Here is a 16,829-nt window from a genome sequence, read left to right on the forward strand (position 1 = left end):
CTATCCGCGCCCGCGCGGTGGGTATGCCGCGCGGTCACCTCCCGGACGCCCGGCGAGGACCCGGTCGGTCGCCTCTTCCCCGGCGGCGCGCTCAGCGGGACACTCGAACCGTGTCCATGGCCTCGTGGTCGACCAGGATCGGCGCCTGGATGTACCGCCGGCTGAACGGTCGTGCCATGGGCGGGACGAAGGATGCCCCGGTGGTCATGCTGACCACGCCGGGCCGCCGTACCGGGGAGCCGCATTCGACCTGCGTGAGGGCGATCCCGCAGCCCGAGGGCTACCTGGTGTGGGGCACCGCCTCGGGCAGCCCGAGGGACCCCGACTGGTTCCGGAACCTGCGGGCGGCCGGCGAGACGGAGCTGCAGGTGCGTGCCGAACCCATGCGCGCCTCGGTTCGCGAGCTGCACGGCGAGGAGCGCGACCAGGCCTGGAACGACGTCATCCTGGCCAGGCTCCCGGGAGTCGCGAAGTACGCCCGGAAAGCGGGGCGGACCATCCCCGTGGCCCTCCTGACCCCGGCGACCTGACCTCCTGCATTTGGGGGTCTCGCCCGTCCTGTCCGCTCCTACACTCGAAACCGTGGAGCTGCTCGAACGAGGCATTTTCCTGCAGACCTTGGGCGAGTATGCCGATGAGGCGGCAGGTGGGCACGGCCGCTTGGTTCTGCTCGCCGGCGAGGCCGGCATCGGGAAGACCGCGCTGCTCGACACCTTCGCCGTGCAGCGGCCCGACCTGAGATGGCTTCGTGGAGCGTGCGACGGCGGTTTCACCCCGCGTCCGCTAGGCCCCTTGTTCGAGATCGCGACAGCCGACGGGGACGGCCTGCTCGACCAGTTCCGCTCCGGAGCAGACCGGAACACCCTCTTCGCCACGTCGCTTGAGCGGCTCGGGGCAGCGGGCGGGCCGACCGCCGTGGTGGTCGAGGACGTGCACTGGGCCGACGAGGCCACCCTCGACTGGCTGACCTATCTGGCGCGACGGCTGAAGAGCAGGTCGACCCTGGTGTTGTTGACCTACCGCGACGAGGAGGTCGCCTCCGACAGCCCACTGCGCACCGCGCTGGCCTCGATCACCACCCAGCGCCCGACGCGGCGCATGACGCTCCCGCCCCTGACATCCGGCGCGGTCGCCGAGCTCGCGCAGTCGCAGGGCCGGTCCGACACGAGCGCCATCTACCGGCTGAGCGGCGGCAACCCCTTCTATGTCGAGGAGCTCCTGAGCAACCCCAGCGACCAGGTCCCGTCCTCCGTCAGCGACGTGGTCACGGCGCGGACGGCGCAGCTCACCGACGACGCCCGGCAGCTCGTGTGGGCGGCCGCGGCGCTGGGACGGCCCGCCTCGGCCGCGACGATCGCCGGGGTGGCCGGTCGGGAGCCCGCCCACCTCGACGAGTGCCTCACCTCCGGTGGGCTGGTCGCGGCGGATGGGCAGGGCGACCCCGCCCGCCTGTTCGGTTTCCGGCACGAGCTGGCTCGGCTCGCCGTCGAGACCAACGTCCCCGCGTACCGAGCCACCGAGCTGCACGCCGCGGCATACCGATGGTTTGCGCAGGCTGCGGAGCCGGACCACGCGCGCCTCGCCCACCACGCCGCCGCCGCGGGCCTCGGCGACGAGGCCCTTCTTCACTCGACCCGGGCCGCGCGCGAGGCGACAGCCCTCTCGTCCACCACCGAGGCGGTGGCGCAGTTCACGCGGGCCCTCCGGTATGCCGGGTCGGCCAGCGACGCCGAACGCGCCGAGCTGCACGAGGGCCTCGCGCAGGCCCTCTCGCTCATGGACCGGTGGGAGGAGTCGTCGGCGCCCCGCGAGCTCGCAGTCGGCTTCGCTCGCGCCAGTGGCGAGCTGGAGCCGCTGTGCCGCAACCTGCGCGCGCTGGCCATCACGCGGTGGCGGCTGTGCGACGGCCAGGGCTACAGCGGCCTGGTCGAGGAGATCTTCACGATGATGAGCGAGGCGCCGCTGTCGACGGAGAAGGTGATGGCCTACGGGTACAAGGCCAGTCTGCTGTCGGACACCGGGCGCACCGACGAGGGGATCGCCATGTCCGAGCAGTGCCTCGCCATGGCACAGGAGCTCGGGTCGGACGAGCTGTACGCCGGGGCACTCCAGAACTTCGCGTGGGACCTGATCAACCAGGGGCGCGACGGCTGGGCCCAGATGGAGGAGGCGCTGGCCCTCTCCCGGGACGGTGGTTTCCAGCGAGACGCGGCACGTGGTTACTCCAACCTCTACCAGGCGGCCGTCGACCACCTCAGGGTCGCTGAGTACGAATGGGTGTACGAGGAGGGGGCGGCCTACAACCAGGACTGTGAGATGCCGACGTTCTGGTGGTGCCTGCTCGGGTCACGCGTCACGGCCCTCGTGCGGATGGGACGACTGACCGAGGCCGTGGACATGTGCACGACGGTGCTGGCCGAGCAGATCTCCCCGGTGAACCGGCTGCACGTCCTGGTCGGCATGGGGCCGGCGCTCGCCCGGTTGGGCGACCCCCGCGCAGGGGCCCGACTGGCCGAGTGCCGTGAGCTGGCCGATGCGAACGACGAGCCCTACTGGCGGGCCTTCACCGCCGTTGCGCTGCTCCAGCACGCGTGGCTGTCCGGTGCCGACGTCGGCGACCCGGCCTGGGTGCTCGACGTGTGGAGGCGAGCCGAGCACGAGGGCCCCTGGACCCGGGCCGAGCTCGCCCTGTGGCTGGTCCGCGCCGGGCTCCTCGCCGAGGCGCCGGAGGATGCCCCCGTACCCTATGCCGCCGAGTTCGCCGGTGACCCCAGGCGGGCCTCTGCCTCGTGGCAGGAGCTCGAGTGCCCCTTCGAGGCTGGGGCCGCCCTGATGGCCTCCGACGACGAGGGGGACCTGCGCCGGGGGCTCGACCTGTTCGCGTCGGTCGGCTCGGCACCGGGCGCCGCCCTCGCGCGGCGCCGGCTCAAGGAGACGGGGGCCCGCGGCATACCCCGTGGACCTCGTGCCGCCACGACGGCACACCCCCACGGGCTCACCGCCCGGGAGCAGCAGGTGCTGGCCCTCGTGGGCGAGGGTCTCTCGAACCGCGAGGTGGGCTCCCGCCTGTTCATCTCCGAACGCACCGTGGACCACCACGTCGCCTCCGTCCTCACCAAGCTCGGCGCGGCCTCCCGCACCGAGGCGGTCGCCAGGGCCCAGGTGGTTGGAGCCAGCTCCGGCGCACCGCGCACGACAGATATGGGCACCGTCGCCGCAATCTAGGCACCGGTCACCGATGAGGCCTGGTGGCGCCGACTCCTACCTTTCGGGGAGAGGGCCACCGGGGTCCCGAAGGAAAGGCGAGAGCGATGCCACTGTTCATGGACGTGCACACGATCGACGGCGGGGTTGCCATCGGCGACGTCGCCCAGGCCCACATGGCCGACCTGCAGGAGCAGTCGAGCCACGACGTGCAGTACCTGCGCTACTGGGTCGACGAGTCGCAAGGGAAGATCTTCTGCCTCGTCGACGCACCCGACGCCGAGGCGGCGAACACCGTCCACCGCGAAGCGCACGGCTTGGTCGCCGACGAGATCTACGCGGTGCAGGAAGGCTCCTGATCGGTATGCCGGTCAGCGGGCCGCGAAGGTGCGTCCGGTGAGGCGCTCGTAGGCCTCGACGTACTTGGCGCGGGTGCGCTCCACGACGTCGTCGGGCAGCCGGGGCGGGGCCTCGCCGGAGGCCTTGTCCCAGCCGCTGGCCGGTGAGATCAGCCACTCGCGCACGAACTCCTTGTCGAAGGACGGCTGCGTGTGGCCGGGCTCCCACTGGTCGGCCGGCCAGAACCTCGACGAGTCGGGCGTCAGCACCTCGTCGGCCAGCACCAGCGTGTCGCCCTCGAGCCCGAACTCCACCTTGGTGTCGGCGATGAGGATGCCGCGATGGGCCGCGATCTCGTTGCCCCGCTTGAGGATCGCCACGGTCAGGTCCTTGGCGCGGGCGGCCAGATCGGGACCCAGCTCACGCTCCACGGCGGCATACGGCATGGGTTGGTCGTGCTCGCCCACGGGCGCCTTGGTCGACGGGGTGAACACCGGCTCGGGGAGCCGTGAACCGTCGACCAGCCCCTCGGGCAGGGCCACGCCGCTGACGTGGCCGTCGGTGACGTACTCGCGCAGGCCACCGCCGGTGAGGTAGGCCCGCGCGACGCACTCGACGGGGAGCATGTCCAGCCGCCTGACCAGGACCGCCCGACCAGCCACCTCGGCCGGGACGTCGGTCGAGACAACGTGGTTGGGCACCACGTCGGCCAGCTGCTCGAACCACCACAGCGACAGCTGGGTCAGCACCGCGCCCTTGTCGGGGATGGGGCTGTCGAGGATGAAGTCGAACGCCGAGAGCCGGTCACTGGCCACGAGCAGGAGCTGGTCGTCGCGCGGCACGCCGGAGGCGTCCAGGGGGGCGTAGAGGTCGCGGACCTTGCCCGAGTACACCTGGGCGTAGCCGGGGAGGGCGAGGGGCGCGGGCGCCGGGTCGGCCTGGGAGGACGTCATGCCCGACATCCTCCCAGCCACTACTCCGACTTGTTGCTCCCAGGTCGTCACCGGGGCCCGATATCGCCACCGCATGACCACCCCAGAGCAACAAGTCCCGAGGTGCTCCGACTGACGGGTGAGGTTCAGCCGACGTGCAGCTCGTTGCGCTGGGCCGCGAGGGCGATGTCGGTGCGGTGGTGCGAACCCTCGAGCTCGATGTGGTCGATGGCTTCGTAGACGCGTTCGCGCGCCTCGGTGAGGCTCTCGCCGAGAGCCACCACGGACAGCACCCGTCCGCCCGCCGAGACGAGCAGACCGTCCTCGTCGCGGGCGGTCCCCGCGTGGAGCACGTAGGCCGTGGGCACGTCAGAAGCCTCCTCGATCCCGGCGACGGGGTCTCCGGTGCGCGGCGTGCCGGGGTAGTTGTGCGAAGCCACCACCACCGTCACGGCGTGCTTGTCGGACCAGTTGAGCGCACCCACGCGGTCGAGCTCACCGGTGGCGGCGGCCTTCAACAGGCCACCGAGCGGGGTCTGGAGCCGAGCCAGGACGACCTGGGTCTCGGGGTCGCCGAACCTGGCGTTGAACTCGATTACACGCGGTCCCCGCGAGGTGACGGCCACGCCGATGTAGAGCACTCCCGAGAACGGTGTGCCGCGCCGGGCCATCTCGTCGACGGTCGGCTGCGCGACCCGGCTGACGAGCTCGTCCACCAGCGAGCCCGGGGCCCAGTCGAGGGGGCTGTAGGCGCCCATGCCGCCGGTGTTGGGGCCCTCGTCTCCGTCACTCACGCGCTTGAAGTCCTGGGCGGGGGCGAGGGGGACGACGGTGCTGCCGTCGCAGAGGCAGAACAGCGACACCTCGGGCCCGTCGAGGAACTCCTCGACGACCACCACTCCCCCGTCCTTGGCGAGGCATCCCTCCGCGTGGGCCAGCGCCTCGGCGCGGTCGTCGGTGACCACGACCCCCTTGCCGGCCGCCAGTCCGTCGTCCTTCACGACGTGCGGCGCACCCAGCGCGTCGAGTGCGTCGGCGACCTCGTCGAGGGTGGTGCACACGCGGGCCATGGCGGTCGGCACGTCCGCGGCGGCCATGACGTCCTTCGCGAACGACTTGCTGCCCTCCAGCTGCGCGGCCTGCGCCGACGGCCCGAAGGCCAGCAGCCCGGCCTCACGCACGACGTCCGCGACCCCGGCCACGAGCGGAGCCTCCGGCCCGATCACGACCAGGTCGACGGTATGCCGCCGGGCCAGCTCCACGATCCCCTCGCCGTCGAGCACCCCACCGGGCAAAGCCTCGCAGAGGGCGATGGCGTCCATGCCGGGGTTCCCGGGGGCCACGATGACCGCGTCGACCTCCGGGTCCGCGCCGAGCGCCCTGACGATGGCGTGCTCGCGAGCACCGGAACCGACCACGAGAACCTTCACGGGCCCCAGCGTACGGCGCCGGACATGAGTGCGCGGCGCCCCGGGGAGGCAGGGGGGACATCTCCCGGGGACGCCGCGCAGCCGACGTGCGGTCGCCTGGCGGGGGAACCTGCAACCATGCACGTGGGTCGACGCTGTCGACTGAATCAAGAGTGGACCATGGTTGGCCCGGAGGTAAAGCCTAGACGTGGCGGACTTGCGTCATTGACGGAATCTCGCCAGGAGACAAGCATGTGCCTATGGTCGTCGAGAGCCAGTCAGCGGAGACCCTGCACGGGACGAGCCAGACGACGGACCAGACGACAGACCACACGACGGACCCCACGACGGACCAGTCGATCGACGAGCGCGCGCTGACGGGCAAGCTCGACCTCGCCGCCGACGACGACGAGGCCGAAGGCGTGATCACCCGGGTCTTCCTGGCGGCACTGCAGCATCCGGACCCGACCAGGACCCTGCTGATCGCCCAGGGCATGAAGGCCCCGTTGATCGACCACTCGCTCGAGGTCCTGGCCAGCCGCGGGCTGATCCGCGTCCACCCCGGCGGCCGGATCGAGGTGATCCCGCCGGACATCTCCCTGCCCGCCCTCGCCCTCGACTACGAGCGTCGGGCGCGCGAAACCCGTTCTGCCGCCCACGAGCTCGCGCAGGTGTTCTTCCAGGCGAGGTCGGCCTCCCGCACACCCGACGTGGGCACCGTGCGGATCCTGAACTCCCTCGACGAGATCGCGGCGGTCACCGCGGAAGCCGTGGCTGCCGGCACCCGGCAGATCCGCAGCTTCCGGTCCCTGTCGCCGCGCACTCGGGCGATCTTCGCCAGCCCGCTGCACAGCCACGAGGAGCCGACTCGCGGCGTGAGTGGCAACCAGCTCGACTACACGACGGTCTACGACACGGAGGTCCTGGAGATCGACGGTGCGCTGGAGATCCTCGAGGCCCGCGAGCGCGGTGGTGAACGGTTCCGGCTGACGTCGTCAGTGCCGTTCTCCGCCGTGATCGTCGACGAGGCCGCGGCGATCGTCGACGTGAGTGCCTTCGACCCCTCGGGCTTCGGGTCGGCGCTGATCCGGGCCAGGTCGATGGTGCTGGCCCTGATCGCGTTGTCCGACCACCTCTGGGACCTCGGCTCACCACTGGGGGTCGGGGGGATGGCTGAACGGCGCGACCAGATGATCCTTGCCCTCCTCGCAGCGGGGGCTCCCGATGCGACGATCGCGCGCCAGGCCGGGGTGTCGCAGCGCACCGTCGAACGCCGGGTCCGGGCCCTCATGGACCAGCTCGGCGCGGGGACCCGGTTCCAGGCCGGCGTCCAGGCTGCCCGCCGCGGGATGATCTAGCCCTCGCCACCCATTGAACTGGTGCACAGCGGTGCCCCTCGTGCTCGCTAGACTCGTGCGTTCTCCCCCGGGGGACCCCCAGCCGCACGACCAAGGCACGACACCAAGCCGCACAACCAGGAAGCGTTGCACCGTGACGGGATCGGACCACTCGAGCGCCAAGGCGTCAAGCGCCGAGGTCGCCCGTGAGATCGCCATCGAGCAGGCCCACGTCGACCTGGTCTATGCCGAGCTCCTCAAGGCCCAGGCCCGGGCCGGCCTGGTCGAGGCCGATGGTCTCGCCCGTGGCCGCACCGACCGCACCGGCGACGTCCGCGACGAGGAGCTCACGGGGCTGTTCGAGCGCGACGCCCTGGTCTTCAATGCCGCCCGGCGTCGGTCGACGCTCGACACCCAGTACGAAGGCCTGGTGTTCGGGCGGCTCGACCTCGACCACGCCCTTGCCCATGAGGACAAGGACCCCGACCGCGAGACCCGCTACATCGGCCGGCTCGGAGTCCGCGACGACGACTACGAACCCCTCGTGATCGACTGGCGGGCACCCGCCGCCGCTGCGTTCTACCGCGCCACGCCTGTCGAACCCATGGACGTGCTGCGCCGCCGGGTCCTGCGGTGCAAGGGTCCGGACGTCGTCGGCGTCGAGGACGACCTCATGGTCACCGATGCCCCCGACGACCTCGTGGTCGTCGGCGACGGCGCGCTCCTCGCGGCCCTGACCCGCAGCCGCGGCGCCCAGATGCGCGACATCGTCGCCACGATCCAGCGCCACCAGGACGAGGCGATCCGGGCCTCGGCCCGCGGCGTCACCGAGATCACCGGCGGTCCGGGCACCGGCAAGACCGTCGTCGCCCTGCACCGCGCCGCCTACCTGCTCTACTCCGACCGCCGTCGGTTCGAGGCCGGCGGCATCCTGGTGGTGGGCCCCTCGTCCGCCTACACGGCATACATCGAACGCGTGCTGCCTTCGCTCGGCGAGGAGTCGGTGACGCTGCGTTCGCTCGGCGACGTCGTCGACGGCGTGACGGCGACCCGGCTGGACACCCCCGAGGTGGCCGCCCTCAAGGGCTCGCTGCGCATCCGGCGGCTGCTGGCCCGCGCCTCCTCGGACGCACCACCGGACGCACCCCAGACGTTCCGCGCGTTCGTCAACGGCAAGGCGGTCCGGGTCGATGCCCCCGCGCTCGACCGGATCCGCGCCCAGGTGCTGCGCAACCACCAGCGCAACCTGTCGGCCAAGGCGGTCCAGAGCGCGCTCGCCGAGGCTGCCTGGGCGAGCGTCAAGGACGGCGACCGGGCCGAGTTCATGGACCGGTTCGAGGACCACCTCGAGGTGGACGCGTTCCTCGCCGCCTGGTGGCCACAGGTGGATCCCCGCGACGTGCTGCTATGGCTGGCCGACCCCGAGCGAGCGCGCCAGCACGGCACCGGTGTCCTGTCGCCCCGCGAGTGCGACCTGTTCGCCGCCTCCATGCGGCAGGCGCTGGAGGTCGGCACCTGGTCGGCCGCCGACGCCGCCCTCGTCGACGACCTCTCCGCCCGGCTCGGTCCGGTCCAGGACGGTCCTGCCGAGGAGCGCGGGTTCTACGAGATCGAGGAGTTCGAGGACGTCTCGCAGTTCGGTGTGGCCGAGGTGCGCGCCGGTCTGGACTCCCGCGCCGTCGGTACCAAGTCGTCACGCACCGCCCTGACCGACCCCCGTGAGCTGCTCCTCCAGGGACGCATCGAGGGCCCCGGCGAGTACGCCCACGTCCTCGTCGACGAGGCCCAGGACCTGTCGCCGATGCAGTGGCGGATGCTCGGTCGCCGCGGCCGCTATTCGTCGTGGACCGTCGTCGGCGACGCGGCGCAGGCGTCGTGGCCCGACGCCGTCGAGGCGGGGCGCGCCCGCGAGGAAGCCTTCGGCACGCAGGAACGTCGCCTCTTCCACATGGACACCAACTACCGCAACGCCCGCGAGATCTTCGACTACGCGGCGGAGGTCGTCCGGGCCCACGTGCCGGATGCCGACATCCCCCAGGCCGTCCGCGAGACCGGGTTCGACCCGGTCGACACCACCGTCGCCGACGGTGGCTGGGAGGCTGCCGCGACCTCGGCGGTCGAGGCGCTGCTCGATGAGGTGGAGGGCTCGATCGCGGTCATCACCCCGACGAGGTATGCCGCGTCGCTGGCAGGCCTGGGCGCCCTCAGCGACCGGGTTGGCGTGATCGACCCCATGTCGACCAAGGGTCTGGAGTACGACGCCACGGTCATCGTCGACCCCGACGAGATCGCGGCGGAGTCCCCGGGTGGCGTGCGGGTCCTCTACGTCGCGCTGACCCGTGCCGCCCACCGCATGACGGTTCTGCGCCCCGCCTGACCGCGACGGTCCTGCATTCCGCTTGACCAACGCTTGACTTTGTCTTGACCAAGTCTTGACGATCGAATCGTCCTGTTTAGGGCTGGTTTGCGGTGCTTTGTCATCCGCAAAAAGGACTACCCAAGGCTGTCGGCTCGGCCCATGCCTTTACTCTTTCTTTACTATTACTTTACCTCTCAAGGGGATTCCTATACCTGCAGTTGAAGGTACGGGCGCCCAATCGCACTTGAGGGGGAAAACATGATGTCCAGGCGTTCGCAGGCCGTACTCGCCCTGACACTCGCGACAGGACCGCTGCTCATCGCCACCACGGCGCACGCGGCGAGCACCTGTGGCGAGCCGGCCCAGGCGGCAGTCTTCGAGACGGTCCACCACGACTCCGAGGACGTGGTCGTCGGCGAGCAGAAGGTGGTCGACGTGCCGGCTCAGCCGGCCGTGCCGGCCGTCTTCGCCACCGAGGCCTATGAGGTCACCCCGGCGGTCCCGGCGGTGCCAGAGGTGACGAGCACCGAGTCCGAGTGGACGCTCAGCAACACGACCGGCCCCGCGGGCGACGCCTGGGCGCTGACCGGTCAGAAGAGGGACCACGACGCCGTCACGCAGGTGCAGTCGGAGTGGACCAAGGTGACGCAGACGTCCGAGTACGAGTGGGTGCTCAAGGTGGTCGACCAGGCCGCCGACACGACCGTGCTGCACCACGACGCCGTCTACCGCACGGACACGATTCCGGCGACCTACAAGGACGTCGTGGTGCCGGCGACGTACAAGGACGTCGTGGTGCCGGCCACCTACACCCAGGTCGTCGACGTCCCCGCACACACGGTCCACCACGACGCGGTGTACGACCTGAGCCTGTTCGCCTACGTGAACAAGCACGGTGCGATCAGGTACGAGGCCCTGGGCTGGAACGTGCCCGACGAGCACGACGCCGGTTGGACCATGATCACCCCTGCCCAGCACCCGGTCATCACGCCCGGGTGGGACGAGGCAGTGGCTGCGACCTACAAGACCGTCGTCGACGTGCCCGAGCACACGATCAGCGTGGTCGACGTGGCTGGTCACACCGACACGGTCGTGGACGTGCCGGCACACACGGTCCAGGTGCTGGTCACAGCCGCCTGGGACGAGACCGTCGACGTGCCCGAGCTGAGCCACGACGAGCGGGTGTGGACCAGCTCGGCGACAGACGCGCCGGGCACTGGTTGGGCACGCAGCAGCGCAGACCCGCGCGTGACGACCGAGTCGGACACCCTCTACACCGTCGGCGACGCGCCGGCACCGGAGGGCTATGACTTGGCCGGGCAGGTGACCACCACGATCACCCCCGCGTACAGCGAGTACGAGTGGGCGCGCACCGTGGTCACGACCCCTGGCCAGGCGGCAGTCCCCGCCGTGATGGGCGAGCGCGATGTGCTGGTCACCCCCGAGATCCCGGCGACCGACGAGGTCTTCCACATGGAGGATCTCGTGGTCACCATCCCGGCCGGTGACGAGACGCGGCTGGTTTCCCCCGCCGTTCCCGCCAGCCCGTCGTGTTCGGGCGATCTGGCCAGCCCCGCTGACCCTGCCATCCCTGCGGCCAGTCCTGCCGCCAGCCCCGCGGCCAGCCCGCGGTCGGCCAGTGCCATCCCGGCCGCGCTTGCCTTCACCGGCAGCGACACCGGGAACTACCTCGCTGGCGGGCTCGCGCTCGTCTTCCTCGGCGCCGGCGTGATGGTCGCCGCACGCCGGAGCCGGGAAGAGGGCGCCGGCTGATCGTCGGCGCCAGCGGGCCCGGCCCGACGGGGACGAGCTCCTGCTCGTCGCGTCAGTCGCCACTCAGGGGGGTGGCGACTCCGCGAACTCGTCCTCGTCGTCGACGAACCAGGAGCCGTCGAACAGCCTGATCACATCGAGGTCGAGGTCCACCGCGGTCACGAGATCGTCGTGCCATTGCGGGACGGACGTGATGTCGACGTAGAGCTCGAACGGCTGCTCCGGTTGGGCGGAGTAGGCGTAGAACATCGCTGTCATCCCCCGGGCGCGAGGCACGAGGAGCACGTTGTCGGTGATGCTCGTGAACGTCTTGGGTCCGCCGGACCACTGGTTGCCGACGGGGTCTCCGAGCCAGTCGCCGTGCTCGTCGGCACCGAGGTAGACCAGGTCTGCGCCGTGATGACGCCGGCCGCCCCACTTGGTGAACTGCAGGCGCACGCGGTGGCCGCGCGGGAACCGGGCCGCGAGCTCAGTCACCGAGGTCACCATCAGACGCGGAGAGCTCGGTCAGGCGCCGAGCAGGGAGTGACGACTGATGATCTCGTCGCGGCCGGGGCCCACGCCGATGGCGGAGACCCGAGCGCCGATGAGCTGCTCGAGTCGCAGCACGTAGGCCTGGGCATTCGCCGGCAGGTCCTCGAAGGTGCGGCACTTGGTGAGGTCTTCCCACCAGCCGGGCAGGTCCTCGTAGATCGGCTTGGCGTGGTGGAAGTCGGTCTGGTTGACCGGCATCTCATCGTGCCGGACGCCGTCGACGTCGTAGGCCACGCACACCGGGATGGTGTCGAGCCCCGTCAGCACGTCCAGCTTGGTGATGACGAAGTCCGTGACACCGTTGATCCGCGTGGCGTAGCGACCGACCACGGTGTCCACCCATCCGCAGCGGCGCGGGCGACCGGTCGTGGTGCCGAACTCGGCGCCGGTCTTGCGCAGGAACTCGCCGTTGGCGTCGAACAGCTCGGTCGGGAACGGGCCCTCACCCACCCGCGTCGAGTAGGCCTTGAGAATGGCGATGACGGTGTTCACCCGCGTCGGCGGGATGCCCGAGCCGGTGCAGGCGCCACCGGCCGTCGCGCTGGACGACGTGACGAAGGGATAGGTGCCGTGGTCGACGTCGAGCAGGGTCGCCTGCCCGGCCTCCAGCAGCACGGTCTTGCCCTCGTTGAGCGCCTGCTCGAGCACGAGCGAGGTGTCGGCGACCATGGGACGCAACCGCTCGGCATACCCGAGGAGCTCCTCCATCACCTCGTCGACCTCGACGGCCCTGCGGTTGTAGATCTTGGCGAGGATCTGGTTCTTGAAGGCGAGGGCCGCCTCGGCCTTCTGGCGCAGGATCTTCTCGTCGAAGAGGTCCTGGACGCGGATGCCGTTGCGCGCCATCTTGTCGGCATAGGTCGGGCCGATGCCGCGGCCGGTCGTGCCGATCTTGCGCGACCCGAGGAAGCGCTCCGTGACCTTGTCGAGGACCCGGTTGTAGGGCGCGATGATGTGCGCGTTGGCGCTGACGAGCAGACGGGAGGTGTCGACGCCCCGGGCCTCGAGGCCGTCGAGCTCCTGGAACAGCACCGCCAGGTCGATGACGACGCCGTTGCCGATGACCGGTGTGCAGGTCGGGGTGAGGATGCCGGAGGGCAGCAGGTGCAGGGCGTACTTCTCCCGCTTGCCGTCCTTCTCGATGACGATGGTGTGGCCGGCGTTGTTCCCGCCGTTGAACTTCACGACGTAGTCGACGTCGCTGCCCATCAGGTCGGTGGCCTTGCCCTTGCCCTCGTCGCCCCACTGAGCGCCCACGAGCACGATTGCCGGCATACCCGCACCTCTCCATGTCTGCGTCGGTGACCGAGTCGATCACCGTGGTCATGCAGCAGGCCCCGTGGTGTTCGCGCGGGGCCCGTACCGGGAAAGGCTACCGGTCCACGGTCTCGCGAGGGGAGCCGAGTTCACCGCTGGCCGCCGCCAGCCCGAGCTGGAACCTCGTCTGGACGCCGTGTCGAGCCATCAGCGCGGCCACCCGTCGCCGCACCGTCCGCAGGCTGCAGCCGAGGTAGCGCGCGATCGACTCGTCCTTCAGGCCGAGTCCGAGCAGCTTCACCAGCCGCTGGTCGTCGTCGTCCTGGCCGTCGTCGGGCGCGACCGGCAGCGCCCGCTCGAAGGCCCGGTCGAACAGCTGCGTGAACGCCGCGATGAGCATCGGGTCGCGCACCATGACGTAGTCGCTGTGGACGTTGCCCCACTCGGACACGGCCACGAGCGAGTGCTGGTCGAAGATCGTGAACTCGCTCGGCGGGGCCAGCGACAGCCGCTGCTCCTCGCCGGCCGCCGCAAACGACTGCACCCAGGCGCGGCCGTCCTCGCTGTCCATGATGTCCATCGGATAGATCGTCCGCTGACGGAACCGCCCCTGCGCCAGCAGGTCCTGGTTGAGCCGGAAGTTCTCCTGCTCCAGCCCTGCCCCCACATCGACGCTCATCGTGCAGACCCGGGACATGCCGAGGGTGTTCTGGAGCAGGTAGCGCAGCATCGGCGCCGCCATGTCGGCCGCGAGCGGTTCGAAGGCGCCGCTGTTGCGTGCGTCCCGGGTGCGCCCGCCTGCCGAGAGCTGGAAGAGCGCGTAACGGACCTCGGCCAGCTCGGCCCGGCGGGCCTCGAGCTGGCGCTCGCCGCGTTCGAGGACCCCGAACAGGCGCTCCATGGGATCGGTGAGCATTCGTTCCACGTCGCGAGACGATGCATCGCCGCTGGTCAAGACGCCTCCCCACGCGAAGTGACATCATCTGTCCTTTGGCAGCATAGTGCCACCTTGCGCGCCCCTCCTGCGTGCACAATGACCAAACGCTGCTCGTCAGGCGGCAGGGGACGACATTGACGAGTTGCCACACGCGGGCTCCGGCTCGCGGCAGGGGGCGACGCCGGGGGACGGGATCTGAGAAATCGGGTCCGGTCCCCCGGCGTCACTGTCTCTGCAGCGGCGACAGCCCGCCGCGACCGGTCAGAGACCGAGCTCGCGCGCACCCGTCATGGAGGAGTCGCGCAGGAACTGCGCACAGCGCAGTTCCTCCTCGGTCTCACCGATCGCGCCGGCGGCCCTGGACAGGGCGGCCAGGGCGCGCAGGAAGCCCTGGTTGGGCTCGTGCTCCCACGGCACCGGACCCTGGCCGCGCCAGCCGTTCTTGCGCAGCGAGTCCAGCGCCCGGTGGTAGCCGGTGCGCGCGTAGGCGTAGCCCTCGACCGTGCGACCGTCCGCGAGCGCATCCTCGGCCAGCGTGGCCCAGGCCAGCGACGACGTCGGGTATGCCGCGGCCACCTGGTCGGCGGCGACGCCCTCCTCGAGCTTGGCCGCAGCGGGGTCGACGGGAAGCAGCGTCTGGGGGATGCCCAACAGGTTGTCGGTCACTGGTGGGTCCCGGCCGAGCGGAGGTTCTCGCAGGCCTCGACGACGCGGGCAGCCATGCCGGCCTCGGCCTCCTTGCCCCAGGCGCGCGGGTCGTACTGCTTCTTGTTGCCGACCTCGCCATCGATCTTGAAGACGCCGGAGTAGTTGCTGAGCATGTAGCCGGCGACGGGACGCGTGAAGGCGTACTGGGTGTCGGTGTCGACGTTCATCTTCACGACGCCGAAGTCGACCGCAGCAGCGATCTCCTCGGCGGTGGAGCCGGACCCGCCGTGGAAGACGAGGTCGAAGGGCCGGGCGTCGGCGCCGAGACCGAGCTCACTCGCAGCCGCCTCCTGGGCGGTCTTGAGGATCTCGGGGCGGAGCTTGACGTTGCCGGGCTTGTAGACGCCGTGCACGTTGCCGAAGGTGAGTGCCGTGAGGTAGCGGCCGTTCTCGCCGGCACCGAGTGCCTGGATCGTGGCGACCGCGTCCTCGGGGGTCGTGTAGAGCTGCTCGTTGATCTCGTTGGCGACGCCGTCCTCCTCGCCACCGACGACGCCGACCTCGATCTCGAGGATGACGTGGGCGGCCTTGGCCAGGGCGAGCAGCTCGCGGGCGATCTCGAGGTTCTCGTCGAGCGGCACCGCGGAGCCGTCCCACATGTGCGACTGGAACCACGGGGTGCCACCGGCGGCGACCCGCTCGGCGCTCGCGGCGAGCAACGGCCGGACGAACCCGTCGAGCTTGTCCTTGGGGCAGTGGTCGGTGTGCAGCGCGATGTTGACGTCGTACTTCTTGGCGACCTCGTGGGCATAGGCCGCGAGCGCGATCGAACCCGTGACCATGTCCTTGACGGTCGAGCCGGAGAGGTACTCCGCGCCGCCGGTCGACACCTGGACGATGCCGTCGCTGCCGGCCTCGGCAAAACCGCGGATCGCCGCGTTCAGGGTCTGCGAGGACGAGATGTTGATCGCGGGGTACGCGAAGGAGCCGGCCTTCGCGCGGTCCAGCATGTCGGCGTACACCTCGGGGGTGGCGATGGGCATGGGGAGTCTCCTTCGACTGGCGGGGGTGCGCCGCGGTGGCGTCGTCCTTGCGTCGTGGCCGATCTTTGCACGACCCGCGCGCGACCGGACACCCGTGTCTCAGGCTGGTTTTCCCGCAACCTGAGCGCCCCCTGGGGTCGCCGGCGCGGGTGAGCAGCTCGGCCCGGACGGCGGGCAATCGGTGGCTGTGGGCGAGCAGCTCGTCCAGTCCCACCAGCGCGGCCAGCCCCTCGTGGGGCCCGCGCGCCTCGGCGACGGCCACAGCGCGGGCCAGCCTCGCGCTCGGGGTGGGCGTCAGCGCCAGGAGCTCGTCGTAGAGCGCCACGACCCGATCCCACGCCGTCGCGGCGGCGGTCGGCGCGGTGGCGTGCTCGACCGCGATCCGGGCCTGCACGGCATACCCACCCGCCTGGAGGGTGATCGGGCCGGTGAGGCTCGGCGCCCCGAGCAGCCGCACCGCCTCGTCGACCTCGTCACGGTGCCAGCGGGAGCGGTCCTGATCGGGCAGCAGCACGATCCGGCCCATCTCGTCGACGCGCGCGTCACGACGCGAGTGCTGGAGCAGCATCAGCGCGAGGAGGGCGACGAGCACAGGGGTGTCCGGACGCAGCGCGAGCACCACGCGGACCAGCCGGATCGCCTCGCCGGCCAGGCCCGTACGCACCGCGTCCGGACCGGAACCGGGGGCGTAGCCAGCCGTGAACGCGAGGTACGCGGTCTGGGCGACGGTGTCGAGCCGCTCCGGCAGCGCCTCCGCGGAGGGGACCGCGAAGGGAATGCCGGCGGTGACGATCTTGCGCTTGGCGCGGGTGATCCGGGCCGCCATGGTGGCCTCCGGCACCAGGAACAACCGCGCGATGTCGGCGGTGCTCACGCCGAGGACGAGTCGCAGCGCCAGCGCGCTCGCGGCAGCAGGGTCGAGAGCCGGGTGGGTGCACATCAGGACCAGGCGCAGGAGGTCGTCCTCGACCAGGTCGCCGGGGTCGGCGCGCACGGGTGATCCCTCCTCGCGTTCGGCCTCGACGATCAGCAACGGGGCCTTGCGTTGTGCCATCGA

At 70.8% G+C, this 16,829-nt stretch carries 13 protein-coding genes and 1 pseudogene; 6 read left to right on the forward strand and 8 right to left on the reverse strand.

Annotated elements, in window-relative coordinates; translation table 11 throughout:
- Positions 1 to 116: 116 nt before the first annotated feature.
- From AC1DYG_RS04135 to AC1DYG_RS04145, 3 genes are all read left to right on the forward strand, one after another.
- Positions 117 to 530: a nitroreductase/quinone reductase family protein gene (locus AC1DYG_RS04135; RefSeq protein WP_477638868.1), complete on the forward strand. Its 414-nt coding sequence runs from the start codon at positions 117 to 119 to the stop codon at positions 528 to 530.
- Positions 531 to 582: 52 nt separating this feature from the next.
- A complete protein-coding gene (locus AC1DYG_RS04140) occupies positions 583 to 3,225 on the forward strand; it encodes an ATP-binding protein (RefSeq protein ID WP_477638623.1) in 2,643 nt (880 codons plus the stop codon).
- 86 nt (positions 3,226 to 3,311) lie between these two features.
- The gene (locus tag AC1DYG_RS04145; RefSeq protein ID WP_477614057.1) at positions 3,312 to 3,563 is read left to right on the forward strand and encodes a DUF4242 domain-containing protein; all 252 of its coding nucleotides are present in this window, start codon (positions 3,312 to 3,314) and stop codon (positions 3,561 to 3,563) included.
- A gap of 12 nt (positions 3,564 to 3,575) precedes the next feature.
- On the opposite strand, the gene AC1DYG_RS04150 is transcribed toward AC1DYG_RS04145, so the two are convergent.
- Positions 3,576 to 4,496: a phosphoribosylaminoimidazolesuccinocarboxamide synthase gene (locus tag AC1DYG_RS04150; RefSeq protein ID WP_477638624.1), complete on the reverse strand. Its 921-nt coding sequence runs from the start codon at positions 4,494 to 4,496 to the stop codon at positions 3,576 to 3,578.
- Between the two features lie 125 nt (positions 4,497 to 4,621).
- Positions 4,622 to 5,905 (reverse strand): phosphoribosylamine--glycine ligase, encoded by a 1,284-nt coding sequence (gene purD / locus AC1DYG_RS04155; RefSeq protein ID WP_477638625.1) that lies wholly within the window; start codon positions 5,903 to 5,905, stop codon positions 4,622 to 4,624.
- Between the two features lie 239 nt (positions 5,906 to 6,144).
- On the opposite strand from purD, the gene AC1DYG_RS04160 reads away from it, so the two are divergent.
- From AC1DYG_RS04160 to AC1DYG_RS04170, 3 genes are all read left to right on the forward strand, one after another.
- Positions 6,145 to 7,242, forward strand: coding sequence for a helix-turn-helix transcriptional regulator (locus AC1DYG_RS04160; protein ID WP_477638626.1), 1,098 nt, complete (start codon positions 6,145 to 6,147; stop codon positions 7,240 to 7,242).
- A 133-nt stretch (positions 7,243 to 7,375) separates the two neighbouring features.
- Positions 7,376 to 9,598: a HelD family protein gene (locus tag AC1DYG_RS04165; protein WP_477638627.1), complete on the forward strand. Its 2,223-nt coding sequence runs from the start codon at positions 7,376 to 7,378 to the stop codon at positions 9,596 to 9,598.
- Between the two features lie 240 nt (positions 9,599 to 9,838).
- Positions 9,839 to 11,353, forward strand: coding sequence for a hypothetical protein (locus tag AC1DYG_RS04170; RefSeq protein WP_477638628.1), 1,515 nt, complete (start codon positions 9,839 to 9,841; stop codon positions 11,351 to 11,353).
- 63 nt (positions 11,354 to 11,416) lie between these two features.
- Here AC1DYG_RS04170 and AC1DYG_RS04175 read toward each other — a convergent pair whose 3' ends face one another.
- The 6 genes and pseudogenes from AC1DYG_RS04175 to AC1DYG_RS04200 form a co-directional block, all read right to left on the reverse strand.
- A complete protein-coding gene (locus AC1DYG_RS04175; protein WP_477638629.1) occupies positions 11,417 to 11,830 on the reverse strand; it encodes a DUF402 domain-containing protein in 414 nt (137 codons plus the stop codon).
- A 30-nt stretch (positions 11,831 to 11,860) separates the two neighbouring features.
- Complete coding sequence (locus AC1DYG_RS04180; RefSeq protein WP_477638630.1) at positions 11,861 to 13,162, reverse strand: adenylosuccinate synthase; 1,302 nt, start codon at positions 13,160 to 13,162, stop codon at positions 11,861 to 11,863.
- A gap of 97 nt (positions 13,163 to 13,259) precedes the next feature.
- Positions 13,260 to 14,060, reverse strand: coding sequence for a hypothetical protein (locus AC1DYG_RS04185; protein ID WP_477638631.1), 801 nt, complete (start codon positions 14,058 to 14,060; stop codon positions 13,260 to 13,262).
- A 282-nt stretch (positions 14,061 to 14,342) separates the two neighbouring features.
- On the reverse strand, positions 14,343 to 14,747 hold the full coding sequence (locus tag AC1DYG_RS04190) for a DUF3151 domain-containing protein (RefSeq protein ID WP_477638632.1): 405 nt from the start codon (positions 14,745 to 14,747) through the stop codon (positions 14,343 to 14,345).
- Positions 14,744 to 15,772: a class II fructose-bisphosphate aldolase gene (gene fbaA / locus AC1DYG_RS04195; RefSeq protein ID WP_477638633.1), complete on the reverse strand. Its 1,029-nt coding sequence runs from the start codon at positions 15,770 to 15,772 to the stop codon at positions 14,744 to 14,746. Before fbaA ends, AC1DYG_RS04190 begins: the two co-directional genes overlap by 4 nt.
- Before the next feature lie 505 nt (positions 15,773 to 16,277).
- A pseudogene (locus tag AC1DYG_RS04200) lies at positions 16,278 to 16,826 on the reverse strand (DUF6596 domain-containing protein); the annotation flags it as partial.
- Between the last annotated feature and the right edge of the window lie 3 nt (positions 16,827 to 16,829).

The sequence above is a fragment of the Pedococcus sp. P1_H8 genome (assembly GCF_056405175.1).